Raw genomic sequence first — 19,921 nt, 5'->3', positions numbered from 1 at the left:
GTTATTCAGGAGTAAGACATGAGCAGCAAGAACAAGGTGATCCAGGCGATCGAAAACGAGCAGATGAGCAAGGAAATTCCGGGCTTTGCACCGGGCGACACCATCGTCGTTCAGGTCAAGGTCAAGGAAGGCACTCGCGAGCGTCTGCAGGCCTTCGAAGGTGTGGTCATCGGCAAGCGTAACCGTGGCCTGAACTCCGCGTTCACCGTGCGTAAAATCTCTCACGGTGTCGGCGTCGAGCGTACCTTCCAGACCTACAGCCCGCTGGTCGACTCTATCGAAGTCAAGCGCCGCGGTGACGTACGTCAGGCCAAGCTCTACTACCTGCGTGAGCGCAGCGGTAAGTCGGCCCGTATCAAGGAAAAGCTGGCGTAATCGCGGCTTTTTTGCGGGCGCGTTCGCGCCCGGGTACACAACCCCGTCTCCGCTTTGCGGGGCGGGGTTTTTTATTGGCTGCGCGCCGGGAGTCTGGCCTTGAACGACATCGATGTGTTTTTGGACGCCCTGTGGCTCGAGCAGGGCGCAAGCGAGCATACGCTGTCGGCCTACCGGCGCGATTTGATCGCCTGGCAGACGTATCTCGAACGCTTCGACGAGACCCTGCTGGCGCCAGACCCCGCGCGCTTTTCCGCCTGGCTCGACGAGCGCCAGCAGGCCGGCTATCAGCTTCGAAGCAACGCCCGGCTTTTGTCGTCGCTTCGAAGCTTCTACCGCTGGGCGCAGCTCGGTGGTCACATCGACCACGACCCGCTGGCCGAGGTGGCGCTGCCCCGGGTGCGCCCGAGCCTGCCCAATACGCTCGAAGAGGAAGAGGTCGACCGGCTGCTGCTCGCCCCGGACACCACCACCGCGCTCGGGCTTCGCGACCGCGCCATGCTCGAGCTCTTGTACGCTTGTGGGCTGCGTGTCTCGGAGCTCGTGGGGCTTTCCAGTGACACGGTGAACCTGCGCCAGGGCGTGGTGCGGGTACGCGGCAAGGGCGACAAGGATCGGCTGGTGCCGATGGGCGACGAGGCGGTAGGGTGGCTCGAGGAGTATCTGGCGCGCGGCCGGCCCGCGCTGATGGCGGACGTGACTCGCCCGGCACTGTTTCCCGGCCGCGGCGGCAACGCCATGACGCGACAAACCTTCTGGCATCGGATTAAAATTCACGCCGTCACGGCCAATATCACCCGCTCTTTATCGCCGCATACGCTGCGCCACGCGTTTGCGACGCATTTATTGAATCATGGGGCCAATTTGCGGGTCGTACAGCTGCTTCTTGGACACAGCGACCTGTCCACGACGCAAATTTACACGCACGTTGCCCAGGCGCGTCTGGAGCAGCTGCACGCCGATCACCATCCACGAGGTTGAATATCATGCGTCAACGCACGACGTTATCATCACGCGCCGGGTCGGGCTCACGGTTTGCGCCGTTTTTGCTGGTGGGCGCGGCGCTTCTGCCCGCCGCCGCCCAGGCCGACGCCGAGCGCCTGGCCGAGTCGCTCGAAGTCAACGGCCAGCCCATGCTCGTCGAGGAAGTGCTCGAAACGCCCATGACGGGCATCTACCAGGTGCGTCTGGAAAACGGCGAGTCCTTCTACGCCAACGAAGACGGCAGCTACTTTCTGGTCGGCGATCTTTATCAGAACGCCGAGCAGGGCCTGGTGAACCTGACCGAGCAGGCGAAAAACCAGCAGCGCATGGCCGCGCTCGACGCGGTGCCGGCGTCCGAGCGCTTCGTCTATCGCGGCGTGGACGAGCCCCGGGCGACCGTGGTGGTCTTCACCGACCCGACCTGCCCCTACTGCGAGCGGCTGCACGAAAGCGTGCCGGAGCTCAACGAGCGCGGCATTGCGGTGCACTACCTGGCCTTTCCGCGGGCAGGCATGGACAGCGACGCTGCCAGAACACTGGAGCGCGCCTGGTGCTCGGATAATCGCAGCGAAGCGATGACGCGCGCCCAGAGCCGTGAGAGCGTGAGCGGCGAGATCTGCGACAATCCGGTGGCGGATCAGTACCAGCTCGGCATGCAGCTCGGCGTCACGGGCACGCCGGCGATTATTTTGCCCGATGGGCAGCTGGTGCCGGGATTTGTTCCGCCGGATCGGCTGGTCGGCATGTTAGGCTTGGATGACTGACGTAAACGATTAAAATGCCGCCACGGGTGGCGCACGCCAAACTCAACTATCAAGACGCCGCACCCTAGGGTGCGAAGCTAGAGGGGAAGTATTTTGAAACCGGTAAGAGTAGGCCTTTGTGGTTTGGGAACCGTCGGTGGCGGCACGTTCAACGTTTTGATGCGCAACGCGGATGACATTGCTCGCCGCGCCGGCCGTCCGATCGTGATCGAGCAGGTCGCCCATCGCAGCATTCATCCCGACTGCGACATTACCGGCATCAACGCCACTACCGACGTGTTCGAAGTGGCGACCAACCCCAACGTCGACGTACTCGTCGAGCTGGTCGGCGGCTACGACGTCGCCCGCGAGCTGGTGCTCACCGCCATCGAAAACGGCAAGCACGTGGTCACCGCCAACAAGGCGCTGATCGCCGTGCACGGCAACGAAATCTTCCGCGCCGCGCATGAGAAGGGCGTGATCGTGGCGTTCGAGGCGGCGGTGGCGGGTGGTATCCCGGTGATCAAGTCGCTGCGCGAGGGCCTGGGCGCCAACCGCATCGACTGGGTGGCGGGTATCATCAACGGTACCGGCAACTACATTCTGACCCACATGCGCGACGAAGGGCGGGCATTCGAGGACGTGCTCGCCGAAGCCCAAGCGCTGGGCTACGCCGAAGCCGACCCGACCTTCGATGTGGAAGGCATCGACGCCGCCCACAAGCTGACCATTCTGGCCTCCATTGCCTTTGGCGTGCCGCTGCAGTTCGAGAAAGCCTTCACCGAGGGCATCGCGCGCATCACCGCCGAGGACGTCGAGCAGGCGGACAACCTGGGCTATATCATCAAGCATCTGGGCATCTGCAAGCGCACCGACAAGGGGCTCGAGCTTCGCGTTCACCCCACCCTGATTCCGAAAGAGCGCCTGCTCGCCAACGTGCACGGCGTCAAGAACGCCATCGCCGTGATGGGCGATGCGGTCGGCCCGACGCTTTACTACGGCGCCGGCGCCGGCGCCGAGCCGACCGCCTCGGCGGTGGTCGCGGACATCCTCGATGTCGCCCGCGACATCACCACCGACCATCACTATCGCGTGCCGTATCTCGCCTTCAGCGGCATCGAAGACGATATCAACGATCTGCCCATCATGCCGATGGAGGAGATCACCACGGCCTACTACCTGCGCCTTCTGGCGGTGGACCGTCCCGGCGTGCTGGCACGGGTCGCCACCATTCTGGCCGAGCAGGGCATCTCCATCGAAGCGCTGATTCAGAAAGAGGCCACCGAAGGCGAGCTCGTCCCGATCATCCTGCTGACGCACCGCACCCGGGAGAAGCAGATGAACGAGGCGATTCGCGAAATCGAGGCGATGGCCGATATTGCTGGCCCGGTCACGCGTATCCGCGTGGAGAGCCTGGACGAAGGGGAGTAGTCACATGCGCTATATCAGCACGCGGGGCCAGGCCCCCGCGCTCTCGTTCGAGGAAGTGGTGCTGACCGGCATGGCCAGCGACGGCGGGCTTTATGTGCCGGAAACGCTACCCACGTTCTCGCAGGAAGAGCTTGAGGCGATGGCCGGGCTCTCCTACGCCGAGATCGCCTTTCGCGTCATGAAGCCGTTCGTCGGCGGCGAGATCGACGACGCTACCTTCAAGCGTCTGGTGGAGGAGGCTTACGCCACCTTCAGCCACGACGCGGTGGTGCCGCTCAAGCAGCTCGACGCCAACCACTTTTTGCTCGAACAGTTCCACGGCCCGACGCTGGCGTTCAAGGACGTCGCGCTGCAGCTTCTGGGGCGTCTGCTCGATCACTTCTTGAAAAAGCGCGGCGAGCGCGCGGTGATCATGGGCGCGACCTCCGGGGACACCGGCTCGGCGGCGATCGAGGGCTGTCGCCACTGCGACAATTTGGATATCTTCATTCTGCATCCGCATAAGCGGGTATCCGAGGTGCAGCGACGCCAGATGACCTCGGTGCTGGCCGATAACGTCTTCAATATCGCCATCGAAGGCAATTTCGACGACGCCCAGGCGATGGTCAAGGCGAGCTTCGCCGATCAACACTTTTTGCAGGGTACCCGGCTGGTCGCGGTCAACTCGATCAACTGGGCGCGCATCATGGCCCAGATCGTCTACTACGTGGCCGCCGGCGTCGCGCTCGGCGCGCCGCACCGCGAAGTGAGCTTCTGTGTGCCCTCGGCGAATTTCGGTAACGTGTTTGCGGGCTACACCGCTTACAAGATGGGGTTGCCGGTGAAGCAGTTCATCATCGCCACCAATGCCAACGACATTCTGCACCGTACGCTTGCCGCCAACGACTTCTCCAAAAAGGAGCTCGAAGCGACGCTTGCGCCGTCGATGGACATCGTCGTCTCGTCGAACTTCGAGCGGCTGTTGTTCGACGCCTACGAGCGCGACGGCAAGGCGGTCGCGGCACTGCTCGAGCGCTTCCAAAAAGAGCCGACGGCGCTCGCCGAGGCCCCGCTTGCGCGGCTGCGGGAGAAGTTCGCCAGCCACAGCGTGGATGACGCGACCATTCTGGAAGTGATCCGCGAGGCGCATCACCGCACCGGCGAGATGCTCGACCCGCACACCGCGACCGGCTACCGGGCCGCCGAGCGCGAACGCGCCGACAGCCACACACCGGTGATCACGCTGGCCACCGCTCACCCGGCCAAGTTCGCCGAGGCCGTGGTCAAGGCGGGCTTTCAGGGCGTGGCGCTGCCGACCCACATGGACGACCTGCTCGAGCGCGAAGAGCGCTACGCGGTGCTGCCGGCCGAGCTTGAAAGCGTCCAGCAGTTCGTGATCGATCATCGTCGCAAGCACTGATGGTTGATGTGAGCGACGCCATCGCAACGCTTTCGCAAAACGCCAGCCGGCCCCGCTTGACGCCTCGTCCGTTGGACGAGGCGGTTTACGCTCGCGCCCAAAAAGAGGGCCTCTCCGAGCTGCAGTCAAGGCTTCTGGCCTCGCGCCTGCCGGGCTACACCGAGCCGCTTGCGCCGCTGGTGTCGCCGAGCCTTCGTTACCTCGCCCATCCGGCGCGTTTGGCCCACGGCAGGCGCGGCGCCGAGCGTATCGCCAAGGCCGTCGCCGAGGGCGAGTCGATCGGCATCCTGACCGACTACGACGTCGACGGTATCACCTCTCACGTGGTGATTCGGCGCACGCTGGTAGAGCTTTTTGGCGTGCCGGAAAAGCGGCTTCACAGCCTGATCGGCCATCGTATCAACGACGGCTACGGTATCAGCCTGCCGCTGGTCGAGCGCACGCTGGCGCTGTCGCCGCGCCCGAGCGTGGTGATTACCGCCGACTGCGGAAGTAGTGACGAGCCGCGGATCGCGCGCTTGAAGGAGGCGGGCATCGACGTGGTGGTGAGCGATCACCACGCGCTGCCCCAGGCGGGGCCGCCGGCCTCGGCATACGCCTGTATCAACCCGACGCGCGAGGACTGCGACTATCCGGACAAGACCATCGCCGGCTGCATGGTGGCCTGGCTTTTGATGTCGCTGGCTCGCGGCGTGCTCATCGAGTGGGGCGTTTTGAACGAGGCCACGCCCAAGCTCTCGCCCTGGCTCTCGTACGTGGCGCTGGGGACCGTGGCCGACTGCGTCTCGCTCGGCGCAAGCCCCGCCAACCGCGCGGTGGTCAGCCACGGGCTGACCCTGATCAACCGGATGGACGCCGCCTGCTGGCGCGCCATGGCAGCAAGGCTCGGGGCGGACAGCGTGCCGTTCAACGCCGAGACGCTGGCCTTCCAAATGGGCCCGCGCATCAACGCCCGCTCGCGCCTCGATGACCCCTACGCGGCGCTTCACTATATGCTGGCCGAAAGCGACGCGGTAGCCAATCGCCAGCTCGAGGTGCTGGATCAGGACAACCAGTCGCGCAAGGCGATCGAGGCGGACATGGCCGAAGAGGCCAAGCGCCTGGCGCTGCCGGCGATCGAGGCCGGCGAGCCCGCGGTAGTGGTATTTCTCGAAGACGGCCACGCCGGCGTGCAGGGCATCGTCGCTTCCCGCCTGGTGCAGGCGTACGGGCGCCCGGCGGTGGTACTGACCAAAGCCGCCGCACCCAATATGCTCACCGGCTCCGGGCGCTCCATCGATGGGCTTCACCTGCGCGACGCCCTGCAGCGCACTTTTGAACTTGCCCCCGAGGCGCTGCCGCGCTTTGGCGGGCACAGCGGCGCGGCGGGGGTGGGCCTGGCGCTCGAGCAGCGCGAGGCGTTCAAGGCGGCGTTTCTACAGGCCGTGACCGAGCAACTCGGTAGCGAACCGCGCACCCCGCAGCTTTACACCGACGGCACGCTCGATCCCGCCCAGCTAAATTTGGCGACGCTTGGCGAAATCGATGCGCTGGGCCCGTTTGGCCGCGAGTTCGAGGCGCCGCTGTTTCAGGGCGACTTCATCGTCGAGTCGCTGCGCCCGGTGGGCGGCGACGGCGTGCACCTGATGCTGGAGCTCTCGAGCGGCCCGGTGACCTGCAAGGCGATCTGGTTTCGCGCCCTGACGCCCGGGGAGCTGCCCGCCTTCGGCGTCGGCGATACGCTGACCTGCGCGTTCAAACTCAACCGCAACCGCTGGCGCGGACGCGAGTCACTGCAGCTGATGGTCGAGCACGCCGAGATCATATAAGCGCCTGGCGACGCGGCCGTAGTATCAACAAGGACATAAAAGGGACGCACTCATGCGCGTGGAAGACCTGCCCCAGGACCCGCATACCCTGGTCGAAGACGCCATCGCGATGCTGCTCGGCACGCTGTTCGTGGCGCTGGGGGTGACGTTCTATACCCACGCGGTCCTGCTCACCGGCAGCACGGCGGGGCTGGCGCTTTTGTTGAACTACATGACCGGCTGGGGCTTCGGCGCCTGGTTCTTCGCCATCAACCTGCCGTTTTACTATCTCGCGATCAAGCGCATGGGCTGGAGTTTTACCCTGCGCACTTTCATTGCCATCGGCCTGGTGTCACTTTTCTCCGAGCTGACCGGCGAGTGGGTGGTCTTCGAGAGCGTACCCACGCTCTACGCCGCGCTGATGGGCGGGGCGCTGATGGGTCTTGGCATGCTGATGCTCTTTCGCCATCGCACGAGCCTGGGTGGCATCAACATCCTCGCGCTTTACCTGCAGCAGCGCCATGGCCTGCGGGCGGGCTACGTGCAGCTTGGCGTCGACTCCGTGATTCTCGCCGTCGCGCTCACCCAGCTGCCGCTGGATCGCGTCGCTTACTCGGTGCTGGGCGCGCTGACGCTCAATCTCATCATCGCGCTCAACCACAAGCCCGGGCGCTATATCGGCGTGAGCTAGGCCGCGGCTGGCGCTCGTGTCGGCGGGCCAAAACTTTAGCCCCGGCGGGGGCGATCTTTACCCGTCCTTTCAACGCTGCGCTGTGTTTTCATGGCGGCATTAAAACCGTGCCTACGAGTTTGAGAAAAGCCGTTCGGCGCGCATTAAAATGCTCGTACGACTAATGGATAGCCCCGAAAATAAATAAAACGAGCGTTTGCCTCTTGAACCCGCGCCCGCATTGGGCGAAAACTAATCACTGGAACACAATAATAGGGCGGGCGAGTCGTAGTGCCTGCCGGATCATTCGAAAACGAGGCTCACTATGCATAACAACGTAAAAAAACTCGCGCTGGTGTCCGCCGTTGCGGCGGCGGCCTTCGCAAGCCAGGCCAACGCCGGGGGCTACCAGATCAACGAACAGAGCGTCAGCGGCCAAGGTTATGGGCACGCCGGACGCAGCTCCAACGTCAACGACGCCACCATCGTTTACGGCAACCCGGCGGGCATGTCGTTTCTCGACCGCGCGCAGATCACCGCCGGCGGCACGTACCTGAACCCGAAAACCGACATCAGTAACGTTCAGGCCAGCCGCACGCTGGACTCGGGCGTGGCGACCGGCGGCGCACCCAACGGCGTTCAGGTGCCCGTGGGCGGTATCCCCGGTACCAACGAAGGCGACATGGTGCCCGGCACGCTGGTGCCGTTCGCGTTCTACGCGCATCCGGTCAACGAGCGGCTGGCGTTCGGCTTCGGCGTCTACGCCCCGTTTGGCTCCAAGACCGAGTACGAAGGCTCGTTTCAGGGCCGCTACTTCGGGGACTACACCGAAGTGGTCGTGCAGTCGGCGCAGCCGACGGTCTCCTACCGCTTCAACGACCAGTGGTCGGTGGGCGCGGGCGTTACCTACAACAAGGTCGACGGTGAGCTGCGCCGCCAGCTGCCTTCCGGCCCGGCGTTCAGCGCCGCCACCGATATCGACTCGCGCGTCGAAGGCGACGACGAGGCCTGGGGGTATAACCTCGGCGTGATCTATCAGCCGGTCCCGGAGACCACCTTCGGTCTGACCTACCGCTCCAAGGTCGACTACACCCTGGAAGGCGATTTCTCCGCGACCGACCCGCTGGGCAACGTGGTGCGCGCCGACTCAAACGCCTCGCTCGATTTGACCACGCCGGAGACGGTCAACTTCTCGCTGACCCAGCAGATGAGCGACCGACTCAAGCTGATGTTCGGCGCTTCCTGGGTACGCTGGAGCCAGTTCGACGAGATTCGCGTCACCGGCACCGGCGGCGGCGTGATCACTCAGGAGCAGCAGGACTACTCCAACGCCTGGGCGTTCGCCACCGGCGGTGAGTACCAGCTCACCCCCGAGCTTGCGCTGCGCGCGGGCGTCACGCTCGACTTCACGCCGACCAATGACGAGTTCAGAAGCGTGCGCATTCCCTCCGATGACCGGCGCATCTTCTCACTGGGCGCGGGCTGGACGCCGATTCCCGATTTGACGCTGGACGTGGCCTACTCGTACCTGACCGAGCGCGGCACTTCCGTCGAGCAGTCGCGCCAGGATCTGCTGGCAAGCCCGGCGACTCGCGGTATCCCGGTGGGCGGGGCGACCTACTCGGCGGACTACAAAAACGAAGCTCATGGCTTTGGCGCGCAGCTGACCTACCGCTTCTAAGTACGTCTCGGTACTCTCTTGAAAACCCGGCTCCGGCCGGGTTTTTGCGTGTGCGGGCAGGGCGGTAGATGCACCCACCCCCCGCTTTCGTTACACTAGGCGCCCATTAATGCATCGGTTTCGTTTGTCGGGTCAGCGGCCTTGCGCCGCCCCCCGTGCTCAGCGAGCGCCCCGACCAACGACCACCCCATTTGAGTACCCTGGCGGTACTGATCAGATCAAGGCGCGACCCATGTTGGAAACCAACCCGATTCATACCCAAATCAAGGACCTGTCTGAGCGGACAGACGTTCTTAGGGGGTATCTTTGACTATGCCGAGAAGAAGGATCGGCTAGAAGAGGTTACCCGCGAACTCGAGGACCCGAACGTCTGGAGCGACCCGGAGTACGCCCAGAAACTCGGCAAGGAGCGGGCAACGCTTGAGACCATCGTCGCCACTATCGACGAGCTGGACCAGGGGCTTGGCGATAGCCGGGATCTTCTGGAGCTGGCCGAGATGGAGGAGGACGAGAGCACCGTCGAAGAGGTCAAGCGCGAACTCGATACCATGCAGGCGTCGCTCGAACGGCTCGAGTTTCGCCGCATGTTCGCCGGCGAGATGGACGAAAACAACGCCTACCTCGACATTCAGTCCGGCTCCGGCGGCACCGAAGCCCAGGACTGGGCGAATATCCTGCTGCGCATGTACCTGCGCTGGGCCGAGCATCACGGCTTCAAGGCCGAGATCATCGAAGCTTCCGCCGGCGAAGTGGCGGGCATCAAGTCGGCCTCGGTGCATATTCAGGGCGATCACGCCTTTGGCTGGCTCAGAACCGAAACCGGCGTTCACCGGCTGGTGCGCAAGAGCCCGTTCGACTCTGGCGGTCGCCGCCACACGTCCTTCGCCTCGGTGTTTTTATCGCCGGAAGTCGACGACAGCTTCGAGGTCGAGATCAACCCGTCGGATCTGCGCGTGGACACCTACCGCTCCAGCGGCGCCGGCGGTCAGCACGTCAACACCACGGACTCGGCGGTGCGGATCACCCACGAGCCGACCGGTATCGTCGTGGCCTGCCAGAACCAGCGCAGCCAGCACGCCAACCGGGACTTCGCCATGAAGCAGCTCAAGGCGAAGCTCTGGGAGCACGAAATGCAAAAGCGCAACGCCGCCAAGCAGGAAGCCGAGGACTCCAAGGCCGACATCGGCTGGGGCAGCCAGATCCGCTCCTACGTGCTCGACGACCAGCGCATCAAGGATCTGCGCACCGGCGTGCAGTCCAGCAACTGCGACAAGGTGCTCGACGGCGATCTGGATCAATTTATCATCGCAAGCCTCAAGCAGGGTTTGTAATCTTTTTTGGGTTCGATCATTCAAGGGTGTCTGATGGCCAACCAGGACGCGTCTTCTGCGGAAAACGAAAATCATCTGATCATGGAGCGCCGCGGCAAGCTCGCCGCGCGCCGCGAGAGCGCCGCCACCACCGGCAAGAGCGCCTTTCCCAACGACTTTCGCCGGGATAGCCTGACCGTCGAGCTGCAAACGCAGTTCGGTGACAAGGACAAGGCGGAGCTCGAGGCGCTGGATCATCAGGCGGCGGTGGCCGGGCGCATCATGCGAAAGCGTGGCCCCTTCATCGTCATTCAGGACGTGGCCGGTCAGATCCAGCTCTACGTGGATAAAAAGGGCCTGCCCGCCGAGCTTCTGGAAGACATCAAGAGCTGGGACATCGGCGATATCGTCGCCGCGCGCGGCCCGGTGCATAAATCCGGCAAGGGCGATCTCTACGTGATGATGGTCGATGCCCAGCTTCTGACCAAGAGCCTGCGCCCGCTTCCTGACAAGTTTCACGGCCTGACCGACCAGGAAGCGCGCTATCGCCAGCGCTACGTCGACCTGATCATGAACCCGGAGTCGCGCAAAGCGTTCGAGACCCGCGCTGCGGTAATCAGCGCGATGCGCCGCTTTTTCGAGGACAAGGGCTTCATGGAGGTGGAAACCCCCATGCTGCAGCCGATCCCCGGCGGGGCCACGGCGCGCCCGTTCATCACCCACCACAACGCGCTGGGCATGGACATGTACCTGCGTATCGCCCCGGAGCTTTATTTGAAGCGGCTGGTGGTGGGCGGCTTCGAGAAGGTCTTCGAGATCAACCGCAACTTCCGTAACGAAGGCCTCTCGACCCGGCACAACCCCGAGTTCACCATGGTCGAGTTCTACTGGGCCTACGCCGATTACAACGACCTGATGGACATGACCGAGGCGATGCTGCGCGCCACCGCCCAGCAGGTACTCGGTACCACCACGTTGAGCTATCAAGGCAACGAGTACGATTTCGGCGCGCCGTTTCGCCGTCTGACGCTCAAGGATTCGATTCTCGAGTACGGTGACGGCATCGATGCCGCTGAGCTCGAGTCGCTTGAAGGCGCCGTGAAAGTCGCCGAGCGCGTGGGCGTGAAGGTGAAGCCGAGCTGGGGGCTGGGCAAGGTCCAGACCGAGATCTTCGAGGAGGTTGCCGAACATCGCCTCGATCAGCCCACCTTCATTACCCAGTACCCGGCGGAGGTGAGCCCGCTGGCAAGGCGCAGCGACGCCGATCCTTTCGTCACCGACCGGTTTGAGTTTTTCGTGGGCGGGCGCGAGATCGCCAACGGCTTCTCCGAGCTCAACGATGCCGAGGACCAGGCCGAGCGCTTTCGCGAGCAGGCCGCCGAGAAGGACGCGGGCGATCTGGAGGCGATGTACTATGACGCCGACTACGTGCGGGCGCTGGAGTACGGCATGCCGCCCACGGCGGGCGAGGGCATCGGGATCGACCGGCTGGTGATGCTGTTCACCGACAGCCCCTCGATTCGCGACGTACTGCTGTTCCCGGCGATGCGTCCGGAAGTCGAGTAAAAGTTGGTAAGGGCGCGTTTTAGCGCCCATAATGGTCAACGTTTCGACGGCGAGGAGAATCCCATGAAACTGCTTAACCGCTCCGCTCTGAGCGTCAGGCCGACCCAATCCTTTCTGGATTGGATCAACGCGCTGGAACCCACCATGGGAGACGACGACCTGACACTGGACGACGTCGAACGTGAAAGTACCATTTACCTGATCCCCGAGATGGACACCCCCGAGGCGCTAGAGACCTTCGTGCGCGAGCGCTGCGTGGAAATTCTCGAAACCGAACTGCGCGCCTGGGAAGAGGACGAGCGTCAGTGGCCCGAGACGCTGGACTGGTCACTGTTCCAGTCGTTTTTGCGCGTCGAGCACAGCTACCTGGCGATCGATCTCGACGATGAAACGGCGCTTGAAATTTCCGATGTCGACGACGCGCTGCTGCTCGACAACGACCCGGCCTGACGCTTTCGCAGAGCGTACGTTTTTCGAAACCGGCTTCGGCCGGTTTTGCCGTCAAGGCCCTGCAAAAAAGCGCTGTAAAAAAGCGCTGTAAAAAAGCCCTGCAATAACGTCCTGCTCGAAGTCCTGCCCAGGGAGCGCTTTACTCAAACGCAGGCCTGCCTTAAGGAAGCCTTGCTCCATGCGACTGTTCGAAACCCGCCCAGGCGACGACGGCCTGCCCGGCCGTGAACGTGCGCTGGCGCTTCTGGCGCTGATGACCGGTACCACCATGGCGGTAATGGATACCACCATGGTCAATTTGGCGCTGCCCACCATCGCAGAGGATCTGGGCGCCTCCGCCTCGCGTTCGGTGTGGATCACCAATATCTTTCAGGTCGTGTGCGCGGCGTTCTTGCTGGTGTTTGCGGGGCTCAGTGAGCTGATCACCCGGCGCCGGCTCTATCTGCTGGGGCTGGCCATCTTCGTTGGCGCCTCCATCGGGGCGGCCCTCTCCCGACATCTTGAGACGCTCTTGGTGTTTCGGGCACTCCAGGGCCTGGGCGCGGCGGCCACGCTCTCCATCGGCCCGTCGCTTTATCGGATGATTTTTCCGACCCGGCTTTTGGGCAGTGCCCTGGGTCTGAGCGCGCTGATCGTCGCCGCCGGCTACTCCGCCGGGCCCACGGTGAGCGGGGCGATTCTCTCTTTTGCCGATTGGCCCTGGCTTTTTGCGCTGAACGTGCCGCTCGGGCTCTGCTCGCTCTATTTTGCCGCCACGGCCTTGCCTCGCGAGACGCCGCGCTCGGGCGCCTTCGATATCGCCGGAGCGCTTTGCTCGATCGTGATGCTGGCGAGCTTCTTTCTCTCGATGGACGCGCTGGGTCATGCCGAGCCGTTGGCGGCGCTCGCCTGGGCCGGGCTCTGCCTGATCGCCGCGACGCTGTTCATTCGCCGCCAGCGCCGGGCGCGCTATCCGCTTTTACCGCTGACGCTCTTTAGCGAGATGCGCTTCACCCTGGCAGTCTGTACCTCGGGGCTTGCGTTCATCGGCCACGGGCTGACGTTCGTCGCGCTGTCGCTTTTTTACCAGAACCAGATGGGGTTCTCGCCGCTCGAAACCGCCTGGCTCTTCACCCCGTGGCCGCTTGCCATCATGGTGGTGGGGCCGCTGGCCGGGCGCCTTGCCGACAAGGTCAACCCGAGCATCCTGTCGAGCGTGGGCCTTGGCTTTCTGGTGGTTGGGCTGATGGCGCTGGCGCTGGTGGATGAGACCACCGGGGCGGCGGGCAGTCTCTGGCGCACGGCGCTGTGCGGGATCGGCTTCGGGCTTTTCCAGCCGCCCAATAACCGCGAAATGATGGCGAGCCTGCCGCCGGAGCGCAGTGCCAACGTCTCCGGCATGATGAGCACGGTACGCACCGTCGGCCAGTCTTTCGGCGTGGCGGTGGTGGGCGCGGCGCTGGCGCTGGGGTTTTCGGTGCAGGTCACGCTCTGGTTCGGCGCTTTCACGACGCTTTTGGCGCTGGCAGCGAGCCTTTCGCGGGTGTCGCTTGCCGGGCGCGCACTCGTTGAACGGCGGGCATCGTCGAGGCCTCGGTAAGGGCGTACAATGAAGCCGTCCACACACCGAGGAGGCCTGTCATGACGTTGCAGACACAGATCGAGCAGAAATTAACGGCGCTTTCGCCGGACGTGCTGCGCGTAGAGAACGAAAGTCACCTGCACAACGTGCCGGCCAATTCCGAAACCCACTTCAAGGTGACGCTGGTCTCTGACAGCTTCGAGGCGATGATGCCGGTCAAGCGCCATCAGCAGATCTATGCGCTGCTCGCCGACGAGCTCGGCGGCCCGGTCCACGCGCTGGCGATGCACCTTTATACACCTGAGGAGTGGGCTGCGCGCGGCGGCGAGCGACCCAATTCTCCGAACTGTCGTGGCGGCGAGAAGTGACCCCGGAAGCCAGCCGACGCCACTACCTGGACGCCATGGGCATCACCGCCTGGGCGTGCCGCTATCAGCTGCCCAACGCCCTGGCGACCGAGGCCTGCGAGTGGGAAGCGCCAGAGAAAGCCGAGCCGCGCCAGGCGCTGCACGCGCTGCTCGACGAGCCGCAGAAAGCCCCCGCTAGGGCCCCGGAGAGCGCCCCGAGCGCGCCACCCCAGGAAGCGCCTTCGAGCGCGCCGCCCAAATCCGCGCGAGCGCTGCTGGGCGATATCGCCCCACCCGCTCGGCCGGCGCTGGAACCCGCCGCCGCGCCCGCCACTCCACAGAGCGAGCCTGCGGCGCGCGCCGAGCCGGTCGTGTTCACCCTGACCTGCGCCTGCATCGACGGGCGCTGGCTCAGCGTACATGCCGGAGAGTTGGGCCCCACCGAGCGGCGCCTGCTTGCCAACATGCTTATCGCCGCCGGCGCCCCGGCCGGCACCACGCCCACGTTCACCGTTTTCAAATGGCCGCCGATGGCCGGCGCTTTCGCTTCGGACGACCCGCTTGCCGAGGCCCGGGAAGGCGTGGCGGCGTTCATCGCCGGCGCCGCGCAGCGCCAGGGGTGGCACCTCGAGCGGCTGCTTTATTGGGCGAACGCGCCGACGCAGGACGAAGGCGAGGATACGCTCGCTCGGGTACTGGCGTTTGAAGGCGACCACAGCCGCACCCTCGAACTTCCCGTCTGGCGCGCTCCGGCGCTGGGCTCGTTGTTTGACGCGCCCGCCAAGCGCGCGCTCTGGCCAAAGCTTTTGAAACTGACTCAAAGCGGCCCGACGTGATACGACCGCTTTCGACGGGTGACCTTGCGGCGCTGGTCGCGCTGGAGGCGGATGCGCAAAGCGGCGCGAGCGCGGCATCGCTTGCGCGCGCATTAGAAGATGAGGCGATGATCGTGCTGGGAGCGTGGCAAGAAAAAGCGCTGGTCGGCTACGCGCTGCTTGCAAGGCTGCCGTTCGAGGCGGAGCTGCAGGCGATCGGCGTGGCAAACGGGCAGCGCGGTCAGGGCATCGGCGGCGCGCTTTTGGAGACTGTGCTGGCGCATGCCCGCACGTGGCAAAGCGAGCGCACGCTGCTCGAGGTGCGCGCATCCAATCACTCAGCGATCAGACTTTACGAGGCGGCGGGGTTTTGCGTGGACGGTCGGCGGCGCAACTACTATTCGCCCGGCGCCCCGGCGGCCGGCGCTCCGGCGGCCAGCGATTCGGCGACCGGGCGAGAGGACGCGCTGCTAATGTCGCGCGCGCCCTGACGGTTGACTCAGGCGCTTTCGGTGGCGCTTTCCTCGAACTTCGACAGCACCCCCTGCAGGCGGCGCTCCCACTCTTCGCGCTCCTGCTTGTACTCGGCGTTTTCGCGGCGAAGCTCTTCGTTTTCGAGCTTCATCAGCTCCAGCGCTTCGACGGTATCGGTGACTTTCTGTTCCAGCTGATTGAATAGTTCAAGGCTCATGCCGACCTCCAAAAACGGGGCAGAAAGCCCTGCCCCCGGTAAATGACGCGTTGAGCGTAACGCCACGCCGACTATTGGGCAAGCGCGCCGCGCCGGTAAAGCCGCGCGCTGGTTTCTCCGGCGCTGGTTTCGCGGTGAAGTTGCCAGGTGGCAGGCACCTCGACGGCCAAATCCCGCTCGGTTTCGAGATAAATGAACGCCTTTGGCGAAAGCCAGCCGTTCTCCAGGGCCTGGCAGCACGGCCCGGCCAGGCCCTTGTGAAAGGGCGGGTCGAGAAACACCAGCTCATACGTGCTCGGTGCGCTCGCCAGGAACGCGCCGGCCTCCATGGTCACGACCCGGGCGTTGGCCGCACCAAGCGTGGCCAGGTTCTGCTCGATCAGCCCGGCCACGCGCGGGGTCAGCTCGACGAAGGTCGCCTCACGCGCCCCCCGGGAGAGTGCCTCGATACCCAGCGCTCCGGAGCCTGCGAACAAGTCGAGGGCGCGCTTGCCGGCAAGCGCCGGGCCCAGCCAGTTGAACAGCGTTTCGCGCACCCGGTCCGGCGTTGGGCGAAGCCCTGGGTGATCCAGCACGGGAAGCTGGCGGCGGCGGTAATCACCGCCGATAATACGTAGCTTGCCGGACGCTTTGGACGTCTCGCGCGACGCGGTGGTTTTGCGTGTAGAGCGTTGTCGTTTCATGGCGCCGATTGTAGCGGGGTCCGTGTCCAAAGTCCTGGCCGGCGGTGTTAGGATGGGCACAATGTTCACCTTTTTTAGTTGGATACCTCCATGTTCGGTTTCTTAAAACGCAAGAAAAAGCAGGATTCGCAGCCCCAGGACGAGCGCAAACGCGACGAGGTGGGCCTGGGCGACGCGAAGGATGAGAGCGCCGAGCGCGAACCCGCACTAAGCCCGGTCGTGAAAGAGGCGCCGGTCGAGGAGCAAGCCGAGCCGGCGCCGCGCCCCAGCGAGCCGGACGGCGAGCCGGGCCCGGAGAAGCCCGAGATAGAGCCCGAGGTCGAACCCGAGCCCAAAAAGCCCGAGATCGAACCCGAACCCGAGCAGCCCGAAATCGAGCCTGCGCCGGAACCCCCCGAGGTGGAGCCGGAACCCGAAAAGCCCGAGGTCGAGCCCGATAAAACCCCGGAAGTCGAGCCGGAACCGGCACAACCCGAGGTTGAGCCCGAGATCGAACCGGCGCCTCAAACGCCGGAAATCGAGCCCGAACGTCCGCCCGAGGTAGCGCCCGAACCCAGCGCACCGGAAGTCGAGCCTGCGCCCAGCGCGCCTGAAATCGAGCCGGGGCCGAGCGCGCCCAGCCCCTCGCCCCAGGACAAGCCGGTCGCGGCCAGGGAGGAGAAAAAAGAGGAGAAGAAGGGGTTCTTCGCTCGGATCAAATCCGGGCTCGGCAAGACCCGGGCAAATCTGACCGACGGGCTGGCGGATCTCTTTCTGGGCAAAAAGCAGATCGACGACGAGCTTTTGGAGGACCTCGAGACCCAGCTTCTGATGGCGGACGTGGGGATCGAGGCGACTACCGCGATCATCGAGCGCCTTCAGGCGCGGGTATCGCGCAAGGAGCTCAATGATCCCGCCGCGCTTTACAAGGGGCTGCAGGAAGAGCTCGGGCGGATGCTCGAGCCGGTGGCCAAGCCGCTCGATTTCGACAAGCAAGGCGACGGCCCTTTCGTTATTCTGGTGGTCGGGGTAAACGGCGTGGGCAAGACCACCACCATCGGCAAGCTCACCCAGCGCTTTCAGCGCGAGGGTAAAAGCGTGATGCTCGCCGCCGGCGATACCTTTCGCGCCGCGGCCGTCGAGCAGCTCAAGGTGTGGGGCGAGCGCAACGACGTGCCGGTGATCGCCCAGCACACCGGCGCCGACAGCGCCTCGGTGATTTATGACGCGGTGTCGGCAGCCAGGGCCCGCGGGGTCGACGTGCTGATCGCCGATACCGCCGGGCGGCTTCACAACAAGAGCCACCTGATGGAGGAGCTCAAGAAGGTTCACCGCGTAATGCAGAAAATCGACGCCAGCGCCCCGCACGAGGTGATGCTGGTGCTCGACGCCGGGACCGGTCAGAACGCCATCTCCCAAGCCAGCACCTTCAATGAAGCCGTTCCGATCAGCGGCATCACGCTGACCAAACTCGACGGCACCGCCAAGGGCGGTGTGATCTTTGCCCTCGCCAAACAGCTCGAAACGCCGATCCGCTTCATCGGCGTCGGTGAAAGCCTCGACGACCTGCGCCCGTTCAGCGCCAACGATTTCGTCAACGCGCTGTTCGATCAGCCCGAGGGCGCAACGCGCGGATGATTGCGTTCGAGCACGTCGGTAAGCGCTACGGCGGCCGTTTCGAGGCGCTGGCGCATCTCAATTTTCACGTCGCCCCTGGCGAAATGGTGTTTCTGACCGGCCACTCCGGGGCGGGCAAGAGTTCGCTTTTACGCCTGATCATGCGTCTGGAGAAACCCAGCCGCGGGCGCGTGGTGGTCGCCGGTCACGACATCGCCAAACTCCACGCAAGCCAGGTACCGTTTTATCGGCGCCAGATCGGCGTGGTGTTTCAGGACCACCAATTGCTGTTCGACCGCAGCGTGTTCAAAAACGTCGCGCTTCCGCTGGAAATTCAGGGCCTCGAGCCGCGCGAGTCCGCGCGCCGGGTACGCGCCGCGCTCGACAAGGTGGGGCTTTTGCATCGCGAGAAGGCGCTGCCGGTAGAGCTCTCCGGCGGCGAGCAGCAGCGCGTGGGCATCGCCCGCGCCGTGGTCAACAAGCCCGCGCTGCTGCTCGCCGACGAGCCCACGGGGAATCTCGATCCGCATCTATCAGCCGACATCATGGGCCTGTTCGAGGACTTCAACCGCATCGGTACCACCGTCATGATCGCAAGCCACGACCTGGCACTGATCGCCCGTTTGCGCCACCGCATTCTGCGCCTGCGCGATGGGCGCCTGATCGGCGACGAGGGGGCGGTATGAAGCGCCCCACACCGCCGCCCTCGGAGCCCCGCGGCGCGGCCTCCCGACGCAGCGGCGCGGTGAGCCGCCGTGGCGCACCGGCGGGCAAGGCCGGCAAGGCCGGCAAGGCGCCGGTACCGCCTGCGCCCAAAAAGCCGCGCCCGACGGGCCCGGGGTTCGGCAGCCGGGCGCGCGCCTGGGGGCGCCACCATCGCGCCATGCTCGGCGATAGCCTCTACCGGCTGGTGCGCCATCCGCTGGGTAACCTGCTCACCATGCTCGCCATCGCGATCGCCCTGGTACTGCCTGCCGCGCTTTGGCTGACTCTGGACAGCGCCCGACTGCTGGACGCCGAGCTCGACGAGAGCGCCACGCTCACCGTGTATCTACAAACCGACGTAGGGCCGGCCGAGGCCGAACGCATCGAACAGGCGGTGGGCGCCGAGGCCGGCGTTTCGCAAACCCGGCTGATCAGCGCCGAGGAGGGCATGGCGACGTTCCAGCGCTCGCTGGGCATCGATGACACCCTGATGGGCCTTACGGAGAACCCGCTGCCGGCGAGCATCGTGATCAACCCGCAAAGCGTCGAGTCCGCGTCCATGGAGGCGCTTGCCGGGCAGCTCGAGCAACTTGCCGGGGTGGACGAAGTGCGCGTGGATTTGGCGTGGGTGGAGCGGCTTCGTCATCTGGCGGACCTGGGCCGGCGCGTGGCGCTGGCGCTCGGCGTGCTGTTCGGCTTTGGCGTGCTGCTGGTGGTGGGCAACACCATACGGCTATCGGTGGAGAGCCGGCGCCGGGAGATCGAGGTGGTCATGCTGATCGGCGCGACCCACGCTTTCGTGCGTCGCCCGTTTCTGTACAGCGGCGCCTGGTACGGCGTTGGTGGGGGCGTGATCGCGCTCCTTTTGCTGGCGCTGGGCAACCACTGGCTCTCGCTTCCGGTGGCGGCGCTGGCGGCGAGCTACGGGGCGAGCTTCAGCCTGCCCCAGCTCGACGTGGCAGGCTCTACAATTTTGCTATTCTGCAGTACACTATTGGGCTGGCTGGGCGCATGGCTTGCCGTGTCGCGCCATCTATCCAGCATTCGCCCGCGCTGAGTCGGTTTTGAGCGGGCGCGTTGCCCGACCGGTTATTGGTCGGGATACCTTGAACCTTATACTTTAGTTA

General features: G+C 64.8%; 20 protein-coding genes. 18 read left to right on the top strand and 2 right to left on the bottom strand.

Features of this window, described 5'->3' with window-relative positions:
- Nucleotides 1-18: 18 nt before the first annotated feature.
- The 15 genes from rplS to OCT39_RS14735 all read left to right on the top strand — a co-directional run bounded on the left by rplS (nucleotide 19) and on the right by OCT39_RS14735 (nucleotide 15,610).
- On the top strand, nucleotides 19-375 hold the full coding sequence (gene rplS / locus OCT39_RS14805; RefSeq protein WP_263585219.1) for a 50S ribosomal protein L19: 357 nt from the start codon (nucleotides 19-21) through the stop codon (nucleotides 373-375).
- A 99-nt stretch (nucleotides 376-474) separates the two neighbouring features.
- Nucleotides 475-1,356 (top strand): site-specific tyrosine recombinase XerD, encoded by an 882-nt coding sequence (gene xerD / locus OCT39_RS14800; RefSeq protein ID WP_263585218.1) that lies wholly within the window; start codon nucleotides 475-477, stop codon nucleotides 1,354-1,356.
- A 5-nt stretch (nucleotides 1,357-1,361) separates the two neighbouring features.
- Nucleotides 1,362-2,123: a DsbC family protein gene (locus OCT39_RS14795; RefSeq protein ID WP_263585217.1), complete on the top strand. Its 762-nt coding sequence runs from the start codon at nucleotides 1,362-1,364 to the stop codon at nucleotides 2,121-2,123.
- A 93-nt stretch (nucleotides 2,124-2,216) separates the two neighbouring features.
- Nucleotides 2,217-3,533: a homoserine dehydrogenase gene (locus OCT39_RS14790; RefSeq protein WP_263585216.1), complete on the top strand. Its 1,317-nt coding sequence runs from the start codon at nucleotides 2,217-2,219 to the stop codon at nucleotides 3,531-3,533.
- 4 nt (nucleotides 3,534-3,537) lie between these two features.
- Nucleotides 3,538-4,932 (top strand): threonine synthase, encoded by a 1,395-nt coding sequence (gene thrC / locus OCT39_RS14785; RefSeq protein WP_263585215.1) that lies wholly within the window; start codon nucleotides 3,538-3,540, stop codon nucleotides 4,930-4,932.
- Between the two features lie 8 nt (nucleotides 4,933-4,940).
- Nucleotides 4,941-6,740 (top strand): single-stranded-DNA-specific exonuclease RecJ, encoded by a 1,800-nt coding sequence (locus tag OCT39_RS14780; protein ID WP_412031128.1) that lies wholly within the window; start codon nucleotides 4,941-4,943, stop codon nucleotides 6,738-6,740.
- 52 nt (nucleotides 6,741-6,792) lie between these two features.
- Nucleotides 6,793-7,410, top strand: coding sequence for a YitT family protein (locus OCT39_RS14775; RefSeq protein WP_263585213.1), 618 nt, complete (start codon nucleotides 6,793-6,795; stop codon nucleotides 7,408-7,410).
- A 304-nt stretch (nucleotides 7,411-7,714) separates the two neighbouring features.
- Nucleotides 7,715-9,070, top strand: a complete 1,356-nt coding sequence (locus tag OCT39_RS14770) for an OmpP1/FadL family transporter (RefSeq protein ID WP_263585212.1) — start codon at nucleotides 7,715-7,717, stop codon at nucleotides 9,068-9,070.
- Nucleotides 9,071-9,302: 232 nt separating this feature from the next.
- Nucleotides 9,303-10,401 (top strand): peptide chain release factor 2 gene (prfB, locus tag OCT39_RS14765; protein WP_409335780.1). Its coding sequence is split into 2 segments (ribosomal slippage): nucleotides 9,303-9,377 and nucleotides 9,379-10,401, totalling 1,098 coding nucleotides; the frame shifts between segments, so codons are not numbered across the junction.
- A 33-nt stretch (nucleotides 10,402-10,434) separates the two neighbouring features.
- Entirely contained in the window at nucleotides 10,435-11,946 is a 1,512-nt protein-coding gene (gene lysS, locus OCT39_RS14760; RefSeq protein WP_263585211.1) for a lysine--tRNA ligase, read from the top strand.
- A gap of 63 nt (nucleotides 11,947-12,009) precedes the next feature.
- Complete coding sequence (locus OCT39_RS14755; protein WP_263585210.1) at nucleotides 12,010-12,396, top strand: hypothetical protein; 387 nt, start codon at nucleotides 12,010-12,012, stop codon at nucleotides 12,394-12,396.
- 178 nt (nucleotides 12,397-12,574) lie between these two features.
- Nucleotides 12,575-13,975, top strand: a complete 1,401-nt coding sequence (locus OCT39_RS14750; RefSeq protein WP_263585209.1) for an MFS transporter — start codon at nucleotides 12,575-12,577, stop codon at nucleotides 13,973-13,975.
- Nucleotides 13,976-14,016: 41 nt separating this feature from the next.
- Nucleotides 14,017-14,325, top strand: coding sequence for a BolA family protein (locus OCT39_RS14745; RefSeq protein WP_263585208.1), 309 nt, complete (start codon nucleotides 14,017-14,019; stop codon nucleotides 14,323-14,325).
- Nucleotides 14,322-15,140 carry a hypothetical protein gene (locus OCT39_RS14740; RefSeq protein ID WP_263585207.1) on the top strand — a complete coding sequence of 273 codons (819 nt, stop codon included), beginning with the start codon at nucleotides 14,322-14,324 and terminating at the stop codon, nucleotides 15,138-15,140. Before OCT39_RS14745 ends, OCT39_RS14740 begins: the two co-directional genes overlap by 4 nt.
- A complete protein-coding gene (locus tag OCT39_RS14735; RefSeq protein ID WP_263585206.1) occupies nucleotides 15,137-15,610 on the top strand; it encodes a GNAT family N-acetyltransferase in 474 nt (157 codons plus the stop codon). The genes OCT39_RS14740 and OCT39_RS14735 overlap by 4 nt, the downstream gene beginning before the upstream one ends.
- 8 nt (nucleotides 15,611-15,618) lie before the next feature.
- Here the strand turns inward: OCT39_RS14735 and zapB are convergent, their stop codons facing one another.
- Together zapB and rsmD are read right to left on the bottom strand one after the other, a co-directional pair.
- Nucleotides 15,619-15,810: a cell division protein ZapB gene (gene zapB, locus OCT39_RS14730; RefSeq protein ID WP_263585205.1), complete on the bottom strand. Its 192-nt coding sequence runs from the start codon at nucleotides 15,808-15,810 to the stop codon at nucleotides 15,619-15,621.
- A 71-nt stretch (nucleotides 15,811-15,881) separates the two neighbouring features.
- Nucleotides 15,882-16,493 carry a 16S rRNA (guanine(966)-N(2))-methyltransferase RsmD gene (gene rsmD, locus OCT39_RS14725; RefSeq protein ID WP_263585204.1) on the bottom strand — a complete coding sequence of 204 codons (612 nt, stop codon included), beginning with the start codon at nucleotides 16,491-16,493 and terminating at the stop codon, nucleotides 15,882-15,884.
- 90 nt (nucleotides 16,494-16,583) lie between these two features.
- On the opposite strand from rsmD, the gene ftsY reads away from it, so the two are divergent.
- From ftsY to ftsX, 3 genes are read left to right on the top strand one after another with little or no spacing between them, the layout of a single operon-like run.
- Entirely contained in the window at nucleotides 16,584-18,110 is a 1,527-nt protein-coding gene (ftsY, locus tag OCT39_RS14720; protein ID WP_263585203.1) for a signal recognition particle-docking protein FtsY, read from the top strand.
- Nucleotides 18,107-18,775, top strand: a complete 669-nt coding sequence (gene ftsE, locus OCT39_RS14715; protein WP_263585202.1) for a cell division ATP-binding protein FtsE — start codon at nucleotides 18,107-18,109, stop codon at nucleotides 18,773-18,775. The genes ftsY and ftsE overlap by 4 nt, the downstream gene beginning before the upstream one ends.
- The gene (gene ftsX, locus OCT39_RS14710; RefSeq protein ID WP_263585201.1) at nucleotides 18,772-19,851 is read left to right on the top strand and encodes a permease-like cell division protein FtsX; all 1,080 of its coding nucleotides are present in this window, start codon (nucleotides 18,772-18,774) and stop codon (nucleotides 19,849-19,851) included. The genes ftsE and ftsX overlap by 4 nt, the downstream gene beginning before the upstream one ends.
- The last annotated feature ends 70 nt before the right edge of the window (nucleotides 19,852-19,921 follow it).

The organism is Halomonas sp. GD1P12 (assembly GCF_025725645.1).
Lineage (GTDB): Bacteria > Pseudomonadota > Gammaproteobacteria > Pseudomonadales > Halomonadaceae > Vreelandella.
This window is presented reverse-complemented; position numbering and strand designations above follow the sequence as displayed.

Coding starts and splice junctions, on each gene's coding strand:
- thrC (WP_263585215.1), top strand. CDS start 3,538: ATGCGCTATATCAGCACGCGGGGCCAGGCCCCCGCGCTCTCGTTCGAG.
- ftsE (WP_263585202.1), top strand. CDS start 18,107: ATGATTGCGTTCGAGCACGTCGGTAAGCGCTACGGCGGCCGTTTCGAG.
- OCT39_RS14775 (WP_263585213.1), top strand. CDS start 6,793: ATGCGCGTGGAAGACCTGCCCCAGGACCCGCATACCCTGGTCGAAGAC.
- rsmD (WP_263585204.1), bottom strand. CDS start 16,493: ATGAAACGACAACGCTCTACACGCAAAACCACCGCGTCGCGCGAGACG.
- OCT39_RS14755 (WP_263585210.1), top strand. CDS start 12,010: ATGAAACTGCTTAACCGCTCCGCTCTGAGCGTCAGGCCGACCCAATCC.
- rplS (WP_263585219.1), top strand. CDS start 19: ATGAGCAGCAAGAACAAGGTGATCCAGGCGATCGAAAACGAGCAGATG.
- zapB (WP_263585205.1), bottom strand. CDS start 15,810: ATGAGCCTTGAACTATTCAATCAGCTGGAACAGAAAGTCACCGATACC.
- lysS (WP_263585211.1), top strand. CDS start 10,435: ATGGCCAACCAGGACGCGTCTTCTGCGGAAAACGAAAATCATCTGATC.
- OCT39_RS14770 (WP_263585212.1), top strand. CDS start 7,715: ATGCATAACAACGTAAAAAAACTCGCGCTGGTGTCCGCCGTTGCGGCG.
- OCT39_RS14750 (WP_263585209.1), top strand. CDS start 12,575: ATGCGACTGTTCGAAACCCGCCCAGGCGACGACGGCCTGCCCGGCCGT.
- ftsX (WP_263585201.1), top strand. CDS start 18,772: ATGAAGCGCCCCACACCGCCGCCCTCGGAGCCCCGCGGCGCGGCCTCC.
- ftsY (WP_263585203.1), top strand. CDS start 16,584: ATGTTCGGTTTCTTAAAACGCAAGAAAAAGCAGGATTCGCAGCCCCAG.
- OCT39_RS14795 (WP_263585217.1), top strand. CDS start 1,362: ATGCGTCAACGCACGACGTTATCATCACGCGCCGGGTCGGGCTCACGG.
- OCT39_RS14745 (WP_263585208.1), top strand. CDS start 14,017: ATGACGTTGCAGACACAGATCGAGCAGAAATTAACGGCGCTTTCGCCG.